The sequence below is a fragment of the Gordonia asplenii genome (assembly GCF_012933505.1).
Taxonomy (GTDB): domain Bacteria; phylum Actinomycetota; class Actinomycetes; order Mycobacteriales; family Mycobacteriaceae; genus Gordonia; species Gordonia asplenii.
Window position 1 is genome coordinate 1 of record NZ_JABBNB010000039.1, and the last position, 22,099, is coordinate 22,099.

Sequence of the window (22,099 nt, forward strand, 5' to 3'; positions counted from 1 at the left end):
AGCGGAGCGGGTGCCATCGGTGGATCCAGGTTGAGCGAGGCGAAGCCCACCCCCTGCCGGTTGAGCGAGGCGATGCCCACCCCCCCCGCTGGTTGAGCCACCCCTGCCGGTTGAGCGAGGCGAAGCCCACCCCTGCCGGTTGAGCGAGGCGAAGCCGAGTCGAAACCCCGATCCGACGACAACGAGCGTGCGAGTCGAAACCACAGCGGCACAACGGGTTTCGACTCGCTGCGCTCGCTCAACCAGCGGGAAAGGGCCCCCTCAACCAGCGGCAGCTTCGCTCGCCCAACCAGCGGCAGCTTCGCTCGCTCAACCAACGGTAAAGGGCCCTCAGCCAGCGGCTGCGCTCGCTCAACCAGCGGTAACGGGCCCCCTCAACCAGCGGCAGCCGGCCCCCACAACCGACCCCCAACAACCCGACCCCCGACGACGGACCTACCCACCCACCCCGCCGCAAATGACTACCCGAGGGGGTGGGTGACCGGCATTACATCTTCCTAGTGTTTGTGACGCACCAATCAAGCGGCGGCGGATCCGACCTTCCCCGGCTGCATCACCTAGGAGGATACGAATGACCAGTGTGCAAGAGACCGCACCGACCGCAGGCACCGTCGACGTCGACGCCGTGGTCGTCGGCGCCGGCTTCTCCGGCCTCTTCGAACTGCACCGGCTGCGCCAGCTCGGTATGTCGGTCAAGGGCTTCGAGGCGGGATCCGACGTCGGCGGCACCTGGTACTGGAACCGCTACCCCGGCGCACGCTCCGACTCCGACAGCACCGTCTACAGCTTCTCGGACCTGTTCGACGCCGATCTGCTGCCGCAGTGGCGCTGGAGCGAACGGTACCCGTCGCAGGCGGAGATCCTGCGCTACCTGAACTGGGTCGCCGACCGCAAGGACCTGCGCCGCGACATCAGCTTCGGCACGCGTGTCACCGGTGCGGAGTTCGACGCCGCGACACATCGCTGGACCATCACCACCGACGACGGCGAGACCGTCACCGCGCGGTACTTCATCCCCTCGGTCGGCGTGCTCTCCAAGCCCAACCTACCGAGCTTTCCGGGCCTCGATTCCTATGGCGGACAGTGGTTCCACACCTCCCGGATGCCCGCCGAGCCGCTCGACTACACCGGCAAGCGCGTCGCCGTGATCGGCAACGGCGCCACCGCGGTCCAGATCATCCCGGTCGTCGCGCACACCGCAGAGACCGTCTACGAGTTCTCCCGCAATCCGTATCACTGCCTCCCCGGGCGGAACCACGAACTCGACGAGGAGGATTGGAAGACGATCGAGTCCAATCATCTCGAGATCTTCGACCACGCACGCCAGAATTTCGGCGGCTTCCCCTACGCGGAGGGCGTCGAGGGAGCATCGCTGTCGGAGCAGGAGCGCCGCGACGCTCTCGAGGCGGCATGGCGCAAGGGCGGTCTGGCCATCGCGTTCTCGACCTTCGCCGACGTCGCGGTCGACAAGAGCGTCAACGACTCCGCGCTGGCCTTCATCCGGGAGAAGATCGCCGGGATCGTCCGCGACCCGCAGCGTGCCGACCGCCTCACCCCGACGTCGCCGTTCGTCGGCAAGCGTCCTCCCATCGAGCACGGTTACTACGCGGCATTCAACCGTGACAACGTCGGTCTGGTGGACATGAAGGACAACCCGATCGAACGGATCTCGGAGTCCGGCATCGTCCTGGCCGACGGCACCGAGTACCCGGTCGACATCATCATCTTCGCCACCGGCTTCGACGCCTTCACCGGTGCGCTGTACGAGATGAACATCCGCGGCGCCGACGGCCGTGACCTGCGGGAACGCTGGGAGCAGGGACCCAGCACCTACCTCGGTATGGCGGTGCCGGGATTCCCGAACATGCTGCTGCACTACTGCGGCCCGCACAATCCCGCGATCCTGACCAACGGCCCGACGCTCATCGAGCAGCAGGGGACGTGGATCGGCGACTTCCTCGCCCGGATGAACGACGCCGGCCACACCTACTTCGACGCCACGTCCGAGGCGGAAGCGGGCTTCATGGATCTGCACAACCAGATCTCCGACATGACGCTCATCCCCGGCACCGCGTCGTGGTGGACCGGTACGAACGTCGACGGCAAGCCCACCGGGCTGCTCTCGTGGGCCGGCGGTTTCCCCGAATACCGCCGCGTCTGCGACGAGGCCGCCGCCGACTACGCCGGATTCCAGTTCGCCTGATTCCCCGCTCGACCATCGAACACAATCAATCGCAGCACAGAATCGAGGACTAGAAATGCCTTTGGATCCGCAAGCGCAAGCATGGCTGGCGGGACTCGCCGGAGTCCCAGCGCTCAACGAGATGTCGGTCGACGACGCCCGCGCCACCTATCGGGCCGTCGTCGAGCAGTGCGGGCTGGCGCCCGAAGAGGTCGCCGACATCACCGAGCGTGTCGCCCCCGGCCCGCGCGGCGACGTCCCGGTGCGCGTCTACACCCCGAAGGGCAGCGGACTGTTCCCCGTACTCGTCTACTACCACGGGGGCGGCTGGGTGATCGGCGACCCCGACGTCGTGCATGGGCCGTCGACCGTGATCGCCAACCGCGCGCACGCCGTCGTGGTGTCCGTCGACTACCGGATGGGTCCGGAGGATCCGTTCCCGGCCGCGGTCGACGATTCCATCGCGGTACTCGAGTGGGTGCGTGCGAACGCGGCCGAGCTCAACATCGACCAGGATCGCATCGCCGTCGGCGGTGACAGCGCGGGTGGCAACCTGTCGGCGGTCGTCGCACTCGACGCGCGTGACAAGGGAATTCCGCTGGTGGGTCAGGTGCTGATCTATCCCGCCGTCGACTTCGACCTCGAGACCGACTCGATGCGCGAGAACGGCGACGGCTACTTCCTCACACTCGACCTGCTGAAGTGGTTCGTCGAACGCTACGCCCCGAACCCCGCCGACTGGCGGGCCGCGCCGATGGCCGCCGACGACGTCAGCGGCGTCGCATCCGCGTATGTCATCACCGCTGAGTTCGATCCGCTGCGCGATGCCGGTGAGGCCTACACCGCGCGGCTGCGCGACGCCGGGGTCCCGGTGATCCACAAGCGCTACGACGGACAGATCCACGGTTTCGCCGCCAACCTGGCGGGCGTGATGGATCAGGGCCGCGCGGCGGTCGAGAGCATCGGCGAGCACCTGCGCGAGGTGTTCCGGCTCGGCTGGACGCCCCGACTCTGGGAGTGAGAGAGCGACCAGCACGACGATGACGGGTCGAACGGGTAAGCGAGGAGAACATCGATGATCAGCTCCGACACAGGTTCGGACACGACGGTGACCGGCGGGCAGGCGACGCCGAGGTTGCTCCTCGAAACCCGATTCGCACCGTCGGCGCCGGCCCGCAAGACGATCCGTCGCGGCCGCCTGCTCGACATCCTGCGCGCGGCCGCCGACGTCCCGCTCACCCTGATCCACGCGCCCGCCGGCTTCGGCAAGAGCACGCTCGCCGTTCAGTGGTATCGGCATCTGCGTGAGTCCGGCGCCGACGTCGCGTGGCTGAGCATCGTCGGCGACGAGGGTGCCGAGTCCTTCCTCGCCCACCTGATCGCGAGTATCGGTCTCGGCGACCCCGACGTCGTCGGCGATCTCGCCGACCTGCTCGACCAGCAGGGCCCGGGCATCGAACGGATCGTCGCGACTGCGCTGATCAACGCCATATCCGAGCGCGGCAGACCGTTCACGCTGATCATCGACGACTGGCATCGGATCACGCGCACCGAAACGATCGATCTGGTGGAGTTCCTGATCGACAACGGTGGCGCTCACCTGCACGTGATGGTGACCAGCCGCGTCCGGTCGGGTCTCCCGCTGAGTCGGCTGCGACTGCACGAGAAGCTCTGTGAAGTCGACACCACCGACCTGCGGTTCGACACCGGCGAGTCCCGGGAACTGCTGGTCGACATCTGTGGTCTGCCGCTGCCCGACAGCTCCGTCGCCTCGCTGGCCAAATCCACCGACGGGTGGGCGGCGGCACTGCATCTGGCCGCGTTGTCGCTGCGCGGCAGCCCGTCGTCGTCGCTCATCGGCGACATCGCCGGCGGCCAACGTGCCGTCGGGGAGTTTCTGGCGGACAACGTCGTCAACGCACTCGACGACGACCTGCTCGACTTTCTCATGGTCACCAGCCTCACCGAGCGGATCTGCGGCTCGCTCGCGGTGGCGTTGAGCGGGCGCTCCGACGGCCCTGACGTCCTCGACGAAGTGGAACGGCGCGACCTGTTCCTGGAACGACTCGACGATCACCGCCAGTGGTTCCGCTACCACCACCTGTTCGCCGACTTCTTGCGCCACCGCCTGGCCATGGCCGACCCCGACCGGGTGGTCCGGCTGCACGCGATCGCAACGGACTGGTTCGCCGAGCGGGGAATGCTGACCGACGCACTCGACCATGCGCTGGCCGGGGGCCAGGTCGACGTCGCGGCGGATCTCGTCGAAGCCGAGGCGATGGCACTGATCGAGAACAGCCGGATGGCCGCGGTCCTCGAACTGATCGGCCGGCTTCCGGTCGGCGCGGTGGCCGAGCGGCCGCGGCTGCTGATGGCCAGCGCGTGGGCGAACTGCCTGCTGCAGCGATTGGCGCCCGCGCAGCAGTCGCTGGATCAGTTGCGCTACTCGTTCTCGCTGATCGCCGCCGACGACGGGGCGCAGGAGCTCGAATCGGAGGCCGACGTCGTGCAGGCGTGCATCGACGTGTTCGCCGACCGCATCGACCGTGCCGACCGGCTCGTCGACCAGACGATCGCCGAGCCGACTCGGGTACGGGCATTCGTCGTGGCGGTCGCCGCGAACATCCGCACCGTCGTGCTGGTCCGCAACGCCGAGTTCTCCTCGGCACGACAACTGCAGGGCTGGGCGCGGATTTTCCAGGACCGCATCACGGGCCAGTTCCCCGGGGTGTACGGACGGTGTCTGGCGGGAATCGCGGCAACCGACGAACTCGACACCGACGCGGGCGAGGCACACCTGCGCGAGGCCGTCCGGATCGCCCAGGAGTCCGCCGGAATTCGCTCGCACGCGGCCCAGCTGGCCGGTGCACTGCTTGCGAGCAGCGAATACGAGCGAGGCCGGATCGACGCGGCCGAATCGCTGGTTCAAGAGGGACGACGCTACGGAGTCGAGGGCGGGCTGGTCGAGTTCATGATCGCCAGCTATACGACGCTGGCGCGCATTCACCGATTGCGCGGCGACCCGGCCGCCGGATTGCATCTGTTGGCCGAGGGAATCGACCTCGCCGATCGGCTGGGACTCGCCCGGCTGTCCGCGTGGATGCTGCACGAGCAGGTGCGCGCGATGGTCAGTGCCGGTGACCTGCACCGCGCGACCCAGTCGGCTCGGGCGATCCCGGACGGCGAACGATTCTCCGGCGGCGTCGCCAGCGAGATCGGTCGCCTTCGGGTCCAGTCGATGGCGCTGGTCGCTTCGGCCGGCGGTCAACACGACACCGCGATCCGGGAACTGGATCGGCTGCTGGCCGACACCTGCCGACGGTCGCACCCCTATGACGAGGTCCGTGTGCGTATTCAGCTCGCCGGCGCCCAGGAACTGGCCGGCCGACGCAATCAGGCCATGCGCACCCTGGCTCCCGCGGTGCGCGCCGGAGCCAACGCCGGATTGCAGCGGTCCTTCCTCGACGCGGGCGAACCGGCGCGATCGGTGCTCGAACACATCGCCGACCTCGTCGATCACGACGCCTGGCCCGACCCCGATGTACCGATCAACTACGTCAAGCAACTGTTGGCACGCTCGGGACGGCTTTCGACGCACGCGGTGCTGAGCCCTGAGCTGAGGTCGCTGTCCGCACGCGAACTCGACATCCTCCGGCTCGTCGGCGGCGGACTGTCGAATCGGCGCGTAGCCGAGGAGCTGCACGTGACCGTGAACACAGTCAAGTGGCATTTGAAGAACATCAACACCAAACTCGGCGTCTCCAACCGGATGGAGTCGGTCGGCCTGGTCCGGCGGTCCGGGCTGCTCGATTGACGTCGTCGCCATCTCACCTCGAACACATCACCCCAGGAACGGAAATAGGCCCCATGAATCGCGCGCAAACCGCATCGGACGGACTCAACACAGCACTGACACCGCTGCACTTCCTCGAACGCTCCGCCGACGTGCATCCGACGAAACTCGCGGTGATCGACGGTGATCGTCGACGCACCTACGCTGAACTGGCCGCCGAGGTCACGACGCTGGCGAGCGCTCTGCGCCGCTCGGGTGTGCGGCCCGGAGACCGGGTGGCGTACCTGGCGAGCAACTCGCTGGAGATGCTGGTCGCACACTTCGCGGTGCCGTTGGCCGGCGCCGTGCTGGTGGCCGTCAACACCCGTCTCGCTCCCGAGGAGATCCGCTACATCTGCGACCACGCGCGGGCGGTGCTCCTCGTCGGCGACGCCCCACTGCTGACTCCGCTGACCGGGATCGACTTCGCGACGGTCGGCGAGATCATCGAAACCCCAAGCCACGACGGCGATTACGTCGACGTCGCGGTCCGCTACGACGCGCTCGTGGCGCGCGGCGACACCGACGACACGCTCGACTGGGACGTGACCGACGAGAACGCGGTCATCTCCATCAACTACACCTCCGGCACCACCGGAAAACCCAAGGGCGTCATGTACACCCACCGGGGCGCCTACCTGGCATCGCTGGGAAATGTTGTGACGCAAGGCTTCTCCACCGACACCCGCTACCTGTGGACATTGCCGATGTTCCACTGCAACGGCTGGTGCGGCCCCTGGGGGCTGACCTCGGTCGCCGCCACTCATGTCTGCCTGCGCGCGGTGCGCGGCGACGACATGTGGCGACTGATCGACACCGAGGGCATCAATCAGATGTCGGGCGCGCCAACGGTTTTGACGACGTTGGCCACCGCGCCGGAGGCACACCCGATGACCGCTCCGATGACCATCGCCACTGCCGGTGCCCCGCCGAGCCCGACGATCATCAAAGCGATCCGGAACCTCGGAATCACCATCATCCACGTCTACGGCCTCACCGAGACCTACGGTCCCTACTCGGTCTGCGAACCCGACCCCAGCTGGTCGGAGCTGTCCGGAGAGGAGCTGTCGGTCCTGATGGCGCGGCAGGGCGTCGGCATGATCACCGCCGACCGGCTGCGCGTGGTACGCACCGACTCCGGCGACAGGCTGATCGACGTCGCGGCCGACGGCGTCGAGATGGGCGAGATCGTGATGCGCGGCAACGTCGTGATGAGCGGCTATTACGACGACCCCGAACGCACCGACGAGGCGTTCGCCGGCGGTTGGTTTCACTCCGGCGACCTGGGCGTCATGCATCCCGACGGCTACGTCCAGCTCCTCGACCGCGCCAAAGACGTCGTGATCTCCGGCGGGGAGAACATCTCCACCATCGAGGTGGAGCAGGCCCTCGTCAGCCACCCGGCCGTACTCGACGTCGCCGTCATCGGCGTCCCCGACGACAAGTGGGGTGAACGCCCGAAGGCCTACGTGGTGCTCACCGCCGGCGCAGAGGCAGGCGAAGCCGATCTCATCGGCCACGTCAAGAGCAAGATCGCGTCGTACAAGTCGCCCCGGGAGATCGAGTTCGTCGATGAGCTGCCCAAAACGTCGACCGGCAAGATCCGCAAGAACGAACTCCGCGACGCGGCGTGGGGGTCGACTCGTACGCGTGTGCAGGGGTGACCGGCCCCACCCGCTCCCTGAGTGCCCAATCCCACCCAGCCCAACCCAACCACCGAAGCGACAACTCCGCTCCCCGAGTACCGAAGCGAGGAACGAGCTTCGGTGTAACGAGGGGTCCGGCGAGACGAAGAACCCAAGCCGACCCACCCGCTCCCCGAGTGCCGAAGCGAGGGACGAGCTTCGGTGTAACGAGGGGTCCGGCGAGACGAAGAACCCAAGCCGACCCGAAACAACCTGCGAGCGTGCGGCTTTCAAATCCGAGGATTGACGCGATCCCCACCGCCACAACGTCATACGCAGATCGAAGCGAAGACACTTCCCTACAGCGATCGGCTGATCAGCTCCTTCATGATCTCGCTCGTGCCACCGTAGATCTTCTGCACGCGGGCGTCGGCGTACATCCGTGCGATCGGATACTCCGTCATGTAGCCGTAGCCGCCGAAGATCTGCAGACACCGATCGACGATCTCGTTCTGTTTCTCAGTTCCCCACAATTTCGCGATCGACGCGGTCGCCGGGTCCAGCGTGCCGTCGATAGCACGTTGAATACAGTGATCCATCAACGTCTTTCCGGCGAGCACGTCCGCTTTGCACTCGGCCAGAACGTATTTCGTGTTCTGCATCGCGAGCAGCGGCTTGCCGAACGCCTCGCGCTGCTTGGCGTAGGCCACCGTCTCGATCACGGCGGCCTCGGCTGCCGCCACCCCGCTGAGTCCGATGGCCAGCCGCTCACGATGTAGCTGATTCATCAACTGGATGAAGCCCCGCCCTTCGACGCCGCCGAGGAGGTTCGCAACCGGCACCCGCATATCGGTGAACGACAGTTCGCGGGTGTCCTGGCCGTGCAACCCGATCTTCTCCAACACTCGGCCGCGCTGAAAGCCGTCCAGTCCATCGACCTCGGCCACCAGCAACGACATTCCCTTGGCCCCCTGCGACGGATCCGTCTTGCATACGATGACCAGCAGGTCGCAGTGAGTTCCGTTGGAAATGAATGTCTTCGACCCGTTGACGACGTAGTGGTCGCCGTCGCGACGCGCCATCGTCCGTACCGCCTGCAGATCCGATCCGGTACCCGGTTCGGTCATCGCGATCGCGAGCACGCTCTCACCGGACGCACACTTGGGCAGCCAGCGCTTCTTCTGCTCGTCGGTCGCATACGACATCAGGTAGTGCGCGACGATGGCCGAATGCACGGTGACTCCGACGCCGAACGCGGTGTCGTGCGCATAGGCAAGCTCCTGCAGAACGATCGCTTCGTGGCCGAAATCGCCTCCGCCGCCACCGAATTCCTCTGGCACGTCGGTCAGCAACAGTCCGGTGGCACCAGCCTTGGTCCACAGCTCCCGGTCCACGTGGTGTTGTTGGGCGAAGCGCTGCGCGTGCGGCCTCACCTCCTTCGCGAAGAAGTCTCGTGCGAGGTCACGCAGCGCGCGATGTTCGTCGGTCTCCCAGGGAGATCGGAAGTCGGGAAACAATGTGGTCACGTCGTTCTACCTTCCGGTGAATACGGGTCGGCGCTTGCCGAGGAATGCGTCCTGGCCCTCGCGGCTGTCGGCCGACCCCAGGGCGATATGAAAGTTGCGCTGTTCGTGGGCGAGGCCCTGCTGCAGGGAGGACTCGAAGCTGCGCAGCGCGGCGTCTTTGGCCAGTGCCACCGCCAGTGGCGAGTTCGCGGCGATCCGTCTCGCTATCAGCGTGGCGGCGGTGAGCGCCTCACCCTCGCCGACGACGTCGGCGACCACTCCGGTTCGCAACGCCTGCGCCGCCGTGATCATATCGCCGGTGAACAGCATCATCAGCGCCGTCGACTTCCCTACCGCGCGGATCAGTCGTTGCGTTCCACCCGCACCGGGGATCACCCCGAGCTTCACCTCGGGAACACCGAATCGTGCTGTCTCCGAAGCGATGACGATGTCACATGCCAGGGCGATCTCGCATCCGCCGCCGAGCGCATAGCCTTCGACCGCCGCGATTATCGGCTTGGGAAAGCCGGTGAGCTCCGCCCAGAACATCGTCGACGCCGACCTGTCGCCGACGACCGGCGCGGCACGCAACTCGTCGAACGCGGTGATGTCGGCACCGGCGCAGAACACACCGTCGGCCCCGGTGATCACCACGCAGCGCACGGCGTCGTCTCGGCGGATCGCCCCCAGGGCGTCGAGGATTCCCTGTTGCACTTCGATATTGAGCGCATTGCGTGCGGCCGGTCGGTCGAGAGTGATGACGGCAACGGGGCCGTCGAGCGTCGTGCTGACCGGGCTCATCACGCCTCCTGCGCGTAGATGTCGGCATGTGTCACGCGCATGACCTTCTTGTCCAGCTTGCCGACGCTGGTGCGCGGCAACGAATCCTGTCGAATCACGACGTCGGGCAGTTGCCATTTGGCGAACTTGCCGTCAAGCAGCGCGTGTACCTCGGCGAGCGGAAGGTCGGCGCCGTCCTTCGTGGCGACCAGCACCACCGGCCGCTCCTGCCACTTCGGATGTGCGACCCCGATCACCGCTGCCTCCAACACATTCGGGTGCCCGGCGATCGCATTCTCCATGTCGATGGAGCTGATCCATTCGCCGCCGCTCTTGATGACGTCTTTGATCCGGTCGGTGACCTTCAGATAGCCGTATTCGTCGATCGTCCCCACATCGCCACTGCGCCAGTACCCGTCGAGGAAGCGCGAGTCGTTGTCGTCGAGGTCGTAATAGCTTTCGATGATCCACGGGCCGCGCACCAGGATCTCACCGGCCGAAACGCCGTCGTGCGGGAGATCATCTCCCACGGCGTCGACGATGCGGATGTCGATGCCGATCATCGGAAGTCCTTGGTAGCGCTTGTGATTCCACTGCTCGTCCTCGGTGAGCCCACGCAGCGAGGGTTTGATGCCCCGATTGGTCGTGACGAGCGGGGTCGTCTCGGTGGCTCCGTACCCCTGCACGATGTCGGCGCCGACGAGGTCGTGGAAGCCCTTCATCATCGACAGAGGCGGCTCGGTGGCTCCGGACAGCATCCTTGTGTTGCTGAAATCCGGTTTGTCCGTGAGGGTTTCGATGTATCGGAGCATCGGCTCGAAGATGGCTGGAGCGCCGTTGGCGACGGTGACCTTCTCGGCGGCCATCACATCGACGAGGACCGACGTGTCTTCGGCGACGTACCGGCCGGGCAGAACGAAACGCGTCGCCGCGAGGACTCCGGACTGCGGCAGACCCCAGCAGTTGCCGTGGAACATCGGCGTGATCAGCAAGACGGTGTCGTCCGCGGTCATCGACAATACCTGCGCCTGTGCCATCGCATGCAGGTAGATGCCGCGGTGCGAGTAGTAGATTCCCTTGGGCCGACCGGTGGTGCCGGTCGTGTAACACGCACTGTAGGCGGATGTTTCACCGATCATCGGGAAGGCGATCTCATCGGTCGCCCCGGCCATCAACTCCTCGAATGAAACGACGTTCGGCAGCGTCGTGGCGACTTCCGACAACGGCTTGTCGGTCATCACGACCCAGGTCCGCACTCCGACTCCCGCGCTGGCCAGCGATTCAGCGACCGGCAGCAACGTCTCGTCGACCAAGACCACCTTGGCGTGACTGTGATCGGTCACGAACGCGAGATCCTCGGCTCCGAGCCGCAGATTCATCTGCAGCAGCACCGCACCCAATGCCGGTATGGCCCAATATGATTCGAAGTGCCGCTTGCTGTTCCAATCGAGTACGCCGACGACATCCGCCGGTCCGACGCCCAGGGTGCGAAGCACATTGCCCAACTGCCGCACTCGCCGGTAGCAGTCGGCGTAGGTATAGCGATCCCAGCCGCCGTCGGCGGTGCGGTACACGATCTCCTGCTCGGGATAGGTACGCGCGGCGTGGGTGATCAATGTGGTGGTGTTGAGCTGGTAGTGGTCGCCGTGCGTCGACGGCAGGCCCTCGATGATGTCGTACACGTCTACCTCAGATGCGTTCGATGATGGTGGTGTTGGCGGTGCCGGAGGCCTCACAGATCGTCTGCAGGCCAAAGGTTTTCGATGTCCGCTCGAGTTCGCAGAGCAGGTCGGTGAGCATGCGCGCGCCGGTCGATCCCAGCGGGTGACCGATCGCGATCGAACCGCCGTTGACGTTGAGCTTGTCGTCGGGGACGCCGAAATGCTTCGCGAGCATCAGCGGCACGCCGGCGAATGCCTCATTCACTTCGATGAGGTCGATGTCGTCGATATTCAATCCGCTTTTCTTACATGCCTTTTCGGTGGCGTCGAGGACCGCGGTGAACTGAATGACCGGGTCGGCGGCGGCCACCGACAGTGCCCGGAACCGTGCGCGGGGAATCAAGCCGTGGCGTTCGGCGAAGTCGCGGTCGGCGATCAGCAACGCTGCGGCACCGTCGGAGATCTGCGACGAGTTGGCGGCGGTGGTCATGCCGTCGTCGGCGAAAACCGTTCGCAGCGTGGCCATCTTGTCGAGATCGATGTTGGGGCGGATCCCCTCGTCGGCGGTGATCAGCGCCGACGCCGGATCGGCGGGGTCGGCGTGCATGGTGACCAGCTGGTCGGCGAAGTGGCCGGCTTGGGTTGCCGCCCAAGCCCTTTCATGACTGCGGGCGGAGAATCGGTCGAGGTCGGCACGAGTGAGACCGAATCTGGTGTTCATCAACTCCGACGACGCGCCCTGAGCCATCAACTCACCGCTTGCCGAGCCGGCTGAATATCGCGCCCGTTCACGCGGGCTGTACTGCGGCCCCAGCGGCGCTCCCGGAGTCATCGACGGCGGCATCGGCACGCGCGACATCGATTCGACGCCGCAGGCGATCACCAGATCCGCTGAATCGGCGATGATCGCCTGTGCGGCAAAGCTGACGGCCTGCTGACCCGATCCGCATTGCCGATCGACGGTGACCGCGGGAATGGATTCCGGCAGTCCGGCGGCCAACACGGCGTGCCGCGCGAGATTGCCGGTCTGTTCCTCGTTTTGGATGACGCATCCGGCGATGACGTCGTCGATCAGCGTTTCATCCACGCCGGTCCGGTCCACGAGCTCCCGCAGCGTCACCCCGAGCAGATCCACCGGGTGCCATCCCCGCAAGATGCCGCGACGCCGGCCGACCGGTGTCCGGACCGCTCCGACGATCACTGCTTCGCGCTGTGCCATGATTCTCGATTCCCATCGGCTATACATCTGTACTGGAACATGAATGAATGTACTGCAACATTCATCATCTGTATAGTGCTATCGAGAAAGGCGGTGACACATGCCAACCGGCGCTCCGATCGACATCGACCTGACAGCCAAAGCGCGGATCCGCAACGCTGCGTTGGATCTCTTTGCCGCAGAAGGGGTTTCCGCGGTATCGCTGCGCGCGGTAGCGGCCCGCGCGGGGGTCGCCGTCGGCCTCGTGCAACATCACTTCAAGACCAAGGACGGCTTACGATCAGCCGTCGAACAGTACATCGTCGATCGACACGCGGCCGCGATCGAGTCCGTTCCGGTGGGCGACACCGCGTCGAAAGTGGCAGCCGGACGCGACGCGGCGGTGCGCCAGATGTTCGACGAGAACCCCGCGATCGTCGACTACATGCGACGCGCGCTACTCGATCCGGGCAACGACAGTCATCTGCTGGCCGACCTCACCTCATTGGCCCGCGAGCAGGTATCGGGGCAACGCAGCGCGGGCAGCGCGTCGACGCGCCACACCGTGCCGGACCAGGTGGTGCGCACAATGGTGCGACAGTTGGGACACCTGTTTCTGCAGCCGATGGTCGACGCGATGTGGCTACAGCTCGACGCCCCCGCCGACGAGAAACCGACGGTGGTAGTACGAACCGCAGCAGCGGCGCAAGAGTAGGGCGGCCTTACCCACTCCCGCTGGGTGGGTGCGCCTACGCCACCTCCGCTGGTTGTGCCGTTGCCCCTTCCGCTGGTTGAGCCGTGAGGAGTGCCCAGGCTCAACCTACGGAAACGAGCGACTCACCCGGACCCCGCATACCAAGCCCGACGGCGAGCGATCGGACCGCAGGTGGATGTCCCTAAGCCTCCGACGCGGCCGCGGGCTGCGGAATGTTCTGAGCCGCGATCGCCGCGAAGACGTCGGTCCACGCACCGGCGAGCGCGGCGCGTCCCATGAACAGTCCGAGGTGGCCGCCAGGAACAGTCTGCTGGTCCTGATGCTCCGACGGCGTCGAAATGTGTTCTGCGAGAGCGAACATCTGCGCCGGCGGGGTGATGTGATCAGCCGCACCGGCCAACATGTAGACGGGACAGTCGATCGCCGAGAGGTCGACCTTACGACCGTCGACGACGAGCTCGCCTGCGATGAGCTCGTTCTTGACGAACAGGTGCTCGACGATCCACAGGTAGAACGCGCCGGGCAGGTCCTGCCCCCATTCGAACCAGTCCGCGAACTCCGTGTAGCGCTTTACCGCCTCCGGATCGTGAATGTTGGCCCACAGATCAGACAGTCGCTTGAGCTCCTCGGCGGGCTCGAGCATTTTGAATCCGTGAATCTGGTTGGCGCCACGATAGGTGCCCTTGCCCGCGTCGACGATCCATCGGTACAGGTCGACGGTGCCGCGCGGTCCGCTCATCTTCTGGACCCAATACTGCACGGCGGATTCTCCGGCGTGGAAGTCGATCGGAGCCCCTGCGGTCACCAGGCAGGTGACGGCCTCGGGCCGCAGAGCCGCATAGATCGCCGCCAACCAGCCACCCTGGCAGTCACCGACCAGGTTGACTCGACCGCCCAAGTGAGCCACGGCGTCGTCGACAATCGCGATGTAGTCGTCGATCGTGGAGTCCGACGTCTCATCGGTGGCCCCCAACCACGACAACACGTACGTCCGGCCCAGCCCGGCGCTTCGTGCGGTGCGCACCTGACTCTGGTTCTCCGAATAGTCCACGATGGTCGACGAATGTCCGGCTTGCGGCGGAAGAATCAGCGTCGGCACGCCGGCGTCGATCGGCTCGGAGAAGTCGAGCAGTTCCGCCTGCGGCCACCGCATCGCCACCGTGTGCGGTGTCGACCAGGTGGGCTCGAACCGGTGCGTCGCCGCCGACCACCACACGCCCGAATCCCGGACGAACCCGAATGAAAAGGAGGGCCCGCGTCGGAGTGCGGAAGCGGTGTATCGGGCCCAGCCGCCGACGAAAGCGAACGCGGCGTCGAACGGTGCGCGCTGCCATAGTTCACTCTGCGAGGCGGTGGTCCCAGTCATGGCAGGTCCTTTCGTAGCGGTCACGACGGTTGCGGCCGCCGGAAGCACGTTAGCAAGTTAGCTATAACCCTGCAAACATCGGCGGCGCGATACGATCGAGGATCGTGAGCAACTCCGACGCATCCCCCGGCCTCCCGCTATCCGTCGGTGACATCATTCGCCATCAGCGACTCCTCGCCGAGCTGCCGATGCGCCAGCTCGCGGCGATGGTCGGCATCTCCAATCCCTACCTGTCACAAATCGAGAACAACCTCCGCGCACCCAGCGCACAAGTTCTCAACAACATCGCCACATCGCTCGGCATGGATCCCGAGGCACTCAAGGTGACCGATCCCGACGACGACGGGGATCTGCGCGCGGCAATCCGCCGAGACTCGAATCTCACACCGGCGCAGCGTCGAGCATTATTGGAGGTCTACGGCGCTATGCTCGCGGCGAACCGCGCTGACTCAGACCGCTGATCTACCCGTGGACGTACTTGCCGGGCGCGGCGTCCATCGGCGCGTACCGGTCGTTGCCGAGCTTCTCCGGCGGGGCCACGAATTCGCCCGCGCGAGCGTCGGCCCAGCTGGTCCAGTCCTCCCACCACGACGCCGGGGTCCTCGTCGCCGACGACCGCCAGCCCTGCGGATCACCCGGAACATACTCAGATGTCTCGAACCACGCCTTCGGCGACGGCGGATTCACGACGCCGGCGATGTGGCCGCCCGAGGACAGCACATATCGCACGTCGCCGCCGAGTAGACCCGCCGAGCTGTACGACGCCTGCCAGGGGACGATATGGTCATTGATCGCACCGACGATGTAGGTGTCGGACGTTATCGCTTTGGGATCCAGGCGAGTGCCGTGAATTTCCAGAACTCCACGCGCCAATTGATTCTGATGATAGAGATCACGCAGATACCCGTTGTGCATTGCGGCCGGCATTCTGGTCGCGTCGCCGTTCCATGCGAGAATATCGAAGGGCGCCGACGTCTCGCCCATCAACCAGCGGTCGGGGATATAGCGGAAAATGAGGTCTCTCGGTCTCAGCAGATCGAAGGCGAGGGCCATGTCGGACGAGTGCAGATAACCCGATTCACTCATCCGGCCTTCGAGTCGCCGCAGTGACTCCTGATCTACGAATGCGCTGAGATCTCCCGGGTCGGAGTAGTCGAGCATCGTGTTGAGGAGGGTGAGCGTGCCGATCCGATCGTCGCCGCGCATCGCGAGAAGTGCGGCGGTCATGGCTGTCACCGCACCTCCGAGACACAGTGCCGCGATATCGACCTTGTTGGATCCGGTGATGTCGGCGACGACGTCGATCGCTGTCAGAAGGCCATTCTCGATATAGTCGTCCATGGTCAGGTCACCCATGGACTCATCCGGATTGCGATAACTGATCGCGAAGCAGTTTCTCCCGTGCTGTACCGCCCATTCGATCAGGCTGCGCCGTGGCGCAAGATCCATGACGTAATACTTGTTGATCCACGGCGGGCTGCACAGCAACGGAACACTGCGCACCTGATCGGTCTGCGGTGCGTATTGGATAAGCTCGATCAAGTCGTTCCGGAACACCACGGATCCGGGGGTAGCGGCCAGATCTTTGCCGACGACGAATGCCGACCTGTCGACCTTTTCCGGCATTCCGCCATTCGTTACGATATCTGATATGGCGAGACCGGTGGCCCGCACCAACGACTTTCCGCCGGTTTGAAATGCGCGACTCAATGCGGTGGGATTGGTCACCAGGAAGTTCACCGGCGCCAGCGCATCTAACACCAGATGGACCGCCATCGACGCCTTTAGATCCTCGATGCGATCACCTTGTCCGGCCGCCAGGACTTCATCGATGAATTGACACCACAGATCGTAGTATTGCCGCAGGCTGAAGAAATACGGATTCTCTTCCCAAGCGGGGTCGGCAAATCGCTTGTCGGAAGAGGACTTCGACGCCTCGGCGTCACCGCCCGACACGTTCAGTGCCCGTACCAATGACCGGGCGGGCAGTAGCGCGCTGCGCGATGCGAACCGACCCAGCGCCAACGCAAGCGCGTCGGGGTGTCGCAGCGATCGCTTCAGCACATTCGTGGTCGCAGGCACCCACCCCAACGGATCGACTTTGGCCTCGGCCTGGCGCACGAAGTTCGGCAGGGGCACCGGAGCCGGTTCAAACTGGTTCATCGTCAGTCCTCTGATCGTTCAAGGCCATGAGGTCTCGAAGCAACCGTAGTACCTGGCCGCCAGAGTCACGTCTACTTTGCGCCGCCATCCACAGCGCCTCCCGGCGTCGATCGTCGAGCCGCTACCTTCTCGACTCCCCGAGTGCCGAAGCTCGCTCGCAAGCGTCGGTATTGCCCCGCTCCCCGAGTGCCCATGGGAGCTCGCAGGCGTCGGTATTGCCCGCTCCCCGAGTGCCCATGGGAGCTCGCAGGCGTCGGTATTGCCCCGCTCCCCGAGTGCCGAAGCGAGCTCGCGAGCTTCGGTGTAACGAGGGGCCGGCGAGCCGAAACGCCCTATCCGCTCCCCGAGTGCCGAAGCGAGCTCGCGAGCTTCGGTGTAACGAGGGGCTGGCGAGCCGAAACGCCAACTGGGGAACGGGTTCTCGAGGAGGACCCATCTCCGCTCCCCGAGCCTGGATCCACCGATGGTGGACCCGTTTCGCTGGTTGAGCCGTGCGGAGCGTTAGCGACGAGCGTGTCGAAACCTCTCAGCCACAACGACTTTCGATGATGCGCGCCAATATCGGCGACTTTCACCCGGCAAGTGTCGCGTGCGCACCCTTCGGGTGCACACTCCTCGATGTTTGATTCCATCGCAGTTCGACTCGTGCGCTGCCATCAAATGCGTTGTGGTACAGGGGTTTCGACACGCTCGGCACTTCGACTCGGCTAGCGCCTCGCTCAGTACGGCGCGCTTACGCTCCTCACGGCTCAACCAGCAAATGGAGTGCCCGGACCGGTGAAACCAGGCTCAACCAGCGGAAGGGACACCGCCAGTCACACCAGTAACAACGAACCGTTACAACGGGACAACATCTCGCCACCGCTCCAGAACAGGCCCCGCCTACCCCACACCCCCGATGTAATCCAAGCCATAATTAGATGGTCTTCCATTTTTAGAATCAATCACATACTCTAGGTGCACGCCCACCGCACCAGGAGCCCTGAATGACTCTCACCCTCGACCCCGCCACCGTCGATCTGACCGCCCTCTCGGTCACCGACCTCATGGTCCTGTTCACTCAGCTCGACGCCCCGACCATCGCGGAGATGGACGGCGAATTCGACGCCACGCTGCTGCGCCAACCGAACATCGCGAGCACCGTCATCGGCGCGATCAAGGTTCGAAATCCGTTGTCGCCGTGGCGCGCTAAGGCATTCCGTCCGATCGACGACACGTCGGGACGCGGCTACAACACCTTTCGGCCGATCTTCTCCGACACCGACGTCCAACGCAGCCCGATGCTGACGTCGATCGCCCCGTCACGCTACGACGGGCGGCCCGCCTACCAGCTCGACTACACGCCGTTCGACGGCATCAACGGCCGCGTCAACATGGTCGACGAGATCCGCCGACTCCGTCCGGGCGTCTACCTCGGCATCGGCACCTGGGGCTTCACCGACGGCCAACGCCGTGTCCCGCTCCCCTTCCGGCTCGTCGGACCAGCCCGCCCGTACACCGCCGACCTCGGCACCCCACGCTCCTGACCCACGCCCCCCAACAATCCACCACAACAACCCACCCAACAACCGAAGGCATCGACATGACTCGCACCGACATCACCTTTCCCTCCGGCGAGACCACTTGCGCCGCTTGGCATTACCAGCCTGAGAGCGCCGAAAACCCGGGCCCGATCATCGTGATGGGCCACGGCCTCGGCGGCGTCCGGGAGGAACGGCTCGACGCATTCGCCGAGCGATTCGCCGCCGCCGGCTACGCCTGCCTGGTCTTCGACTACCGCTACTTCGGCGCCAGCGGCGGCGAACCCCGCCAGCTGCTCGACGTCAAGAGCCAGCGCGAGGACTGGAAGGCCGCGGTGGCGTTCGCACGCACACTTCCGACCGTCGACCCCGACCGCGTAGTCGTCTGGGGCACCTCGTTCGGCGGCGGCCACTCCATCGTCACCGCGGCTCAGGACAAGCGGATCGCCGCCGCAATCTCGCAGTGCCCCTTCACCGACGGCCTCGCGTCGGGCACCACGATGTCGCCGATCACCTCGGCGAAGGTCATGACGCGGGCCATCCGCGACGTCGTCGCCGCACGACTGGGCCGTGCGCCGGTCATGATCCCGACCTACGGCGCTCCGGGTTCCACCGCGCTGATGACCTCGCCCGACGCCGTGGCCGGCGTCGAAGCCCTGATGCCTCCCGGCGCGACGTACCCCAAGGGCGTCCCCGCGCGCATCGCACTGCAGATCCCGGTCAACTTCCCCGGCCGCGAAGCGAAGAACGTCACCTGCCCGCTGCACGTGGCCGTCTGCGAGCGCGACACCGTCGCACCGCCCAAGCCGACGCAGCGGTATGCCGCGCAAGCTCCTCGCGGCGAGATAAAGCTCTACGACGCAGGGCATTTCGACATCTACGTCGGAGAGTGGTTCGAGCGCAACGTCACCGACCAGCTCGACTTCCTCGCCCGCCACGTCCCGGTCGCCTGACCTCACGAAACCCGAAGGGCACCACCATGTCTCGCTACGACCTTGCCGGCCGAACCGTCGTCCTCACCGGATCCACCGGCGGCCTCGGGGCCGCGCTCGCCGCCGAATTGCGTTCGCGCGGAGCCAATCTGGCCCTGATCGACCTGCACACCGACGCCGTGGCGGCCCAGGCCGCATCGTTCGGCTCACCGGCGGTCGCGCGCGGCTGGACCGCCGACGTCCGCGACCTCGACAGCGTTCAGGTCGCGATCGACGACGCCGCAGCACACTTCGGACGCATCGACGTGGTGATCGCCAACGCCGGCGTCGGCTCGATGGCGTCGATCGAGACACTCGATCCCGACGTCTTCGACCGCGTCGTCGACATCAACCTCGGCGGAGTGTGGCGCACCTTCCGTGCGGCACTGCCGCACGTCAAGAAGCAGCGCGGCTACCTGCTCGCCATCTCGTCGATGGCGGCCTTCGTCCATTCGCCGCTCAACGGTCCGTATGTCGCGAGCAAGGCCGGGGTTTGGGCGCTCGCCGACGCGACCCGACTGGAACTGCGCCACCACGGCGTCGACGTCGGCAGCGCTCACCCGACCTTCTTCGAGACGCCGATGATGGAGGACGTTCACGCCGACGCCGCCGGACAACGACTGTGGGGCGGCAACACGAGCGGCCTGTGGAAGATGATTCCGCTGGAGCAGGTCGTCGACGACGTCGTCAACGGCATCGAGGCTCGGGCCGCGCTGATCGTCGCCCCCAAGAGCAACACCTTCCTCGCCCGCATTCCCGGTCTGCTGCGCCCCATCGTCGACCGAATCGGATTCCGCGGCAACACGATTCCCGACGCCATCGCTCTGGCCAACAGCACCGGGTGGATCAGTCCACGACATGCGACGAGCGACGCGTAAGTGCGTGGGACAATACGACCGACACCCGCACCGACGCATACCGAGGAGCCCGCAGTGCCCGCTGAGTCCCGACAGAGCCGCAAACGCGCGGCGACCCGGGAAGCGATCATCGACGCCGCCGAGGCTCTGCTGGAGACGGGGGGCCTCGACGCGGTGACCCTGCCCGCCGTGTCGGAGCGGGCCGACGTCGCGTTGCAGACCATCTACAACCGCGTCGGCACCCGCGACGCGGTGCTGCTGGCCGTCGCCGAGCGGGCGTTGTCAGCCAACCGTAAGTACATGGACGCCGCCTACGCGCGGCCGGGCACCGTCGAACAGCGAGTCTTGGCCGCTGCCATGGCTTATGCGCAGTTCGCCACCGAGCGCCCCAATCAGTTTCGGCTGCTGTCGGCTCCGCCCGATCTCCCCGAAGCACTTAATCGCATCGCCGACCTGACCGCCGAACAGAACGGCAAACTCGCCGACGTGCTGCGCGACGGAATCGCCGACGGCACGATCCGCGCCGACGTCGACCCGGACGTGACCGCAACCCTGCTCTGGGCCGCCGTCGACGGAATCCTCAACCTGACGTGGCGGGTCGACCGGCACCGGACCGACGGCAGCGAGTTGCTCGGGCTGTTCGGTGCGATCATCGGCGACGGGTTGAGGCCCCGGTAAGTCCGTCGTCGATCATCTGCTGGAAGTGTTCGGTGATGGTCTGCTCTACCGGGCGGAAGTCGATGCCGAGGTCGCCTCGGGCGCGCGAGGTGTCGAACTTCACCGGCCACCCGACGCTGCGTTCGACGGTTCGGCGTGATTCTCCACCGAGCGGTGCGACCAGTTTGACCAGCGCCTTCGGCACTTCGTTTCGGGGGAACGTCCATCGGGAACCGAATCCGCGGCGAAGTACGGCACCGATCTCGAGCAGACTGACGACTTCGGCCGTCGCGATGTATCGGCCGTGAGCCTTCGCAGTCGCACCCGCGGCGATGTGCGCGCGAGCGACGTCGCGCACGTCGACGATACCCATCTTCAACGCCGGCGCGCCGAAAGCCAGTGAGCCGTCGGTGAAATGCCCCATTGTCGTCATGCTCCCCGAGACGCTGCTCGTGGTCAGCGCCGGCCCGAGGACGAGCGACGGATTGACGGTGACCAGGCCCCACCGATCCTGCGCGTCGTGGATCGTCCACGCCTCCCGCTCGGCCACCGTCTTCGAGTAGCTGTACACCTGATGGGTCGGGGTGCTGGTCGTGTTCCAATCGGCATCGGTGAAGCGATCCCGGCCGGCCAGGTCGGCGGTGTCGCCGTACACCGCGGCAACGCTGCTGGTCAGCACGACGCGGGTCACCGATCCGGTGCGATTCACACTCGACAGCACATTGCGGGTGCCTTCCAGCGCCGGTCGCACGAGTTGCTCGTGCGCGTCGTCGAGTTTGCCGATGAGAAACGGGGACGCCGTGTGGATGACCAGCTGACATCCCGCCATCGCCTCGTCGAAGCTGCCCGCGTCGAGCAGGTCCGCGCGATGCAGACTGAGCCGTCCCGGGTGTGCGCGGGAGAGTTCGTGAAGATGGTCGAGGCCGGTCGGCTTGTGCGGATCGCGCACGGTCGCACGCACGGTTCGTCCCTCTTCGAGGAGGTAGCGGACGATCCAACTCGCCACATAGCCGCTGCCGCCGGTGACGAGGACGGGCAGGTCGGGGTCGATCTCGGTCATGGTCATT

General features: G+C 65.7%; 17 protein-coding genes. 10 read left to right on the forward strand and 7 right to left on the reverse strand.

Annotated elements, in window-relative coordinates; all coding sequences use genetic code 11:
- Window positions 1-571 precede the first annotated feature (571 nt).
- Genes HH308_RS25905 through HH308_RS25920 form a run of 4 tightly spaced genes read left to right on the forward strand, consistent with a single transcriptional unit; the run spans window position 572 to window position 7,678 of the window.
- Window positions 572-2,203: a flavin-containing monooxygenase gene (locus HH308_RS25905; RefSeq protein WP_170197167.1), complete on the forward strand. Its 1,632-nt coding sequence runs from the start codon at window positions 572-574 to the stop codon at window positions 2,201-2,203.
- Between the two features lie 55 nt (window positions 2,204-2,258).
- Window positions 2,259-3,203 (forward strand): LipP1 family hormone-sensitive lipase, encoded by a 945-nt coding sequence (lipP1, locus tag HH308_RS25910; RefSeq protein WP_170197168.1) that lies wholly within the window; start codon window positions 2,259-2,261, stop codon window positions 3,201-3,203.
- Window positions 3,204-3,257: 54 nt separating this feature from the next.
- Window positions 3,258-5,996, forward strand: a complete 2,739-nt coding sequence (locus HH308_RS25915) for a winged helix-turn-helix domain-containing protein (protein WP_170197169.1) — start codon at window positions 3,258-3,260, stop codon at window positions 5,994-5,996.
- A gap of 53 nt (window positions 5,997-6,049) precedes the next feature.
- Window positions 6,050-7,678, forward strand: a complete 1,629-nt coding sequence (locus HH308_RS25920) for an AMP-binding protein (RefSeq protein ID WP_170197170.1) — start codon at window positions 6,050-6,052, stop codon at window positions 7,676-7,678.
- A gap of 320 nt (window positions 7,679-7,998) precedes the next feature.
- Here the strand turns inward: HH308_RS25920 and HH308_RS25925 are convergent, their stop codons facing one another.
- From HH308_RS25925 to HH308_RS25940, 4 genes are read right to left on the reverse strand one after another with little or no spacing between them, the layout of a single operon-like run.
- The gene (locus HH308_RS25925; protein ID WP_170197171.1) at window positions 7,999-9,165 is read right to left on the reverse strand and encodes an acyl-CoA dehydrogenase family protein; all 1,167 of its coding nucleotides are present in this window, start codon (window positions 9,163-9,165) and stop codon (window positions 7,999-8,001) included.
- 6 nt (window positions 9,166-9,171) lie between these two features.
- On the reverse strand, window positions 9,172-9,945 hold the full coding sequence (locus tag HH308_RS25930; RefSeq protein ID WP_170197172.1) for an enoyl-CoA hydratase/isomerase family protein: 774 nt from the start codon (window positions 9,943-9,945) through the stop codon (window positions 9,172-9,174).
- Window positions 9,945-11,606 carry a long-chain-fatty-acid--CoA ligase gene (locus HH308_RS25935; RefSeq protein ID WP_170197173.1) on the reverse strand — a complete coding sequence of 554 codons (1,662 nt, stop codon included), beginning with the start codon at window positions 11,604-11,606 and terminating at the stop codon, window positions 9,945-9,947. The genes HH308_RS25930 and HH308_RS25935 overlap by 1 nt, the downstream gene beginning before the upstream one ends.
- A gap of 7 nt (window positions 11,607-11,613) precedes the next feature.
- A complete protein-coding gene (locus tag HH308_RS25940; protein ID WP_170197174.1) occupies window positions 11,614-12,804 on the reverse strand; it encodes a thiolase family protein in 1,191 nt (396 codons plus the stop codon).
- A gap of 100 nt (window positions 12,805-12,904) precedes the next feature.
- On the opposite strand from HH308_RS25940, the gene HH308_RS25945 reads away from it, so the two are divergent.
- Window positions 12,905-13,498 carry a TetR/AcrR family transcriptional regulator gene (locus tag HH308_RS25945; protein WP_170197175.1) on the forward strand — a complete coding sequence of 198 codons (594 nt, stop codon included), beginning with the start codon at window positions 12,905-12,907 and terminating at the stop codon, window positions 13,496-13,498.
- A 181-nt stretch (window positions 13,499-13,679) separates the two neighbouring features.
- On the opposite strand, the gene HH308_RS25950 is transcribed toward HH308_RS25945, so the two are convergent.
- Complete coding sequence (locus HH308_RS25950; protein ID WP_170197176.1) at window positions 13,680-14,864, reverse strand: alpha/beta fold hydrolase; 1,185 nt, start codon at window positions 14,862-14,864, stop codon at window positions 13,680-13,682.
- Between the two features lie 104 nt (window positions 14,865-14,968).
- Here HH308_RS25950 and HH308_RS25955 point away from each other — a divergent pair, with 104 nt between their 5' ends.
- Window positions 14,969-15,325: a helix-turn-helix domain-containing protein gene (locus HH308_RS25955; protein WP_312870857.1), complete on the forward strand. Its 357-nt coding sequence runs from the start codon at window positions 14,969-14,971 to the stop codon at window positions 15,323-15,325.
- Window position 15,326: 1 nt separating this feature from the next.
- Here the strand turns inward: HH308_RS25955 and HH308_RS25960 are convergent, their stop codons facing one another.
- Window positions 15,327-17,027 (reverse strand): PHA/PHB synthase family protein, encoded by a 1,701-nt coding sequence (locus HH308_RS25960; protein WP_170197177.1) that lies wholly within the window; start codon window positions 17,025-17,027, stop codon window positions 15,327-15,329.
- A 986-nt stretch (window positions 17,028-18,013) separates the two neighbouring features.
- On the opposite strand from HH308_RS25960, the gene HH308_RS25965 reads away from it, so the two are divergent.
- The 4 genes from HH308_RS25965 to HH308_RS30590 are packed head-to-tail and all read left to right on the forward strand — an operon-like array spanning window position 18,014 to window position 21,053.
- The gene (locus HH308_RS25965; protein ID WP_170197178.1) at window positions 18,014-18,553 is read left to right on the forward strand and encodes a hypothetical protein; all 540 of its coding nucleotides are present in this window, start codon (window positions 18,014-18,016) and stop codon (window positions 18,551-18,553) included.
- The gene (locus HH308_RS25970) at window positions 18,550-19,500 is read left to right on the forward strand and encodes an alpha/beta hydrolase (RefSeq protein WP_246284856.1); all 951 of its coding nucleotides are present in this window, start codon (window positions 18,550-18,552) and stop codon (window positions 19,498-19,500) included. Before HH308_RS25965 ends, HH308_RS25970 begins: the two co-directional genes overlap by 4 nt.
- A 26-nt stretch (window positions 19,501-19,526) precedes the next feature.
- The gene (locus tag HH308_RS25975; protein WP_170197179.1) at window positions 19,527-20,396 is read left to right on the forward strand and encodes an SDR family NAD(P)-dependent oxidoreductase; all 870 of its coding nucleotides are present in this window, start codon (window positions 19,527-19,529) and stop codon (window positions 20,394-20,396) included.
- 54 nt (window positions 20,397-20,450) lie between these two features.
- Window positions 20,451-21,053 carry a TetR/AcrR family transcriptional regulator gene (locus HH308_RS30590; RefSeq protein ID WP_170197180.1) on the forward strand — a complete coding sequence of 201 codons (603 nt, stop codon included), beginning with the start codon at window positions 20,451-20,453 and terminating at the stop codon, window positions 21,051-21,053.
- Here the strand turns inward: HH308_RS30590 and HH308_RS25985 are convergent.
- Window positions 21,025-22,092 carry an NAD-dependent epimerase/dehydratase family protein gene (locus tag HH308_RS25985; RefSeq protein WP_170197181.1) on the reverse strand — a complete coding sequence of 356 codons (1,068 nt, stop codon included), beginning with the start codon at window positions 22,090-22,092 and terminating at the stop codon, window positions 21,025-21,027. The genes HH308_RS30590 and HH308_RS25985 overlap by 29 nt on opposite strands.
- Window positions 22,093-22,099 lie beyond the last annotated feature (7 nt).

Bases quoted from the DNA above. Each gene is read 5' to 3' on its own strand.
- HH308_RS25960 (WP_170197177.1), bottom strand. From the start codon at position 17,027: ATGAACCAGTTTGAACCGGCTCCGGTGCCCCTGCCGAACTTCGTGCGC.
- HH308_RS25905 (WP_170197167.1), top strand. From the start codon at position 572: ATGACCAGTGTGCAAGAGACCGCACCGACCGCAGGCACCGTCGACGTC.
- HH308_RS25940 (WP_170197174.1), bottom strand. From the start codon at position 12,804: ATGGCACAGCGCGAAGCAGTGATCGTCGGAGCGGTCCGGACACCGGTC.
- HH308_RS25985 (WP_170197181.1), bottom strand. From the start codon at position 22,092: ATGACCGAGATCGACCCCGACCTGCCCGTCCTCGTCACCGGCGGCAGC.
- HH308_RS25965 (WP_170197178.1), top strand. From the start codon at position 18,014: ATGACTCTCACCCTCGACCCCGCCACCGTCGATCTGACCGCCCTCTCG.
- HH308_RS25915 (WP_170197169.1), top strand. From the start codon at position 3,258: ATGATCAGCTCCGACACAGGTTCGGACACGACGGTGACCGGCGGGCAG.
- HH308_RS25920 (WP_170197170.1), top strand. From the start codon at position 6,050: ATGAATCGCGCGCAAACCGCATCGGACGGACTCAACACAGCACTGACA.
- lipP1 (WP_170197168.1), top strand. From the start codon at position 2,259: ATGCCTTTGGATCCGCAAGCGCAAGCATGGCTGGCGGGACTCGCCGGA.
- HH308_RS25975 (WP_170197179.1), top strand. From the start codon at position 19,527: ATGTCTCGCTACGACCTTGCCGGCCGAACCGTCGTCCTCACCGGATCC.
- HH308_RS25950 (WP_170197176.1), bottom strand. From the start codon at position 14,864: ATGACTGGGACCACCGCCTCGCAGAGTGAACTATGGCAGCGCGCACCG.
- HH308_RS25930 (WP_170197172.1), bottom strand. From the start codon at position 9,945: ATGAGCCCGGTCAGCACGACGCTCGACGGCCCCGTTGCCGTCATCACT.
- HH308_RS25945 (WP_170197175.1), top strand. From the start codon at position 12,905: ATGCCAACCGGCGCTCCGATCGACATCGACCTGACAGCCAAAGCGCGG.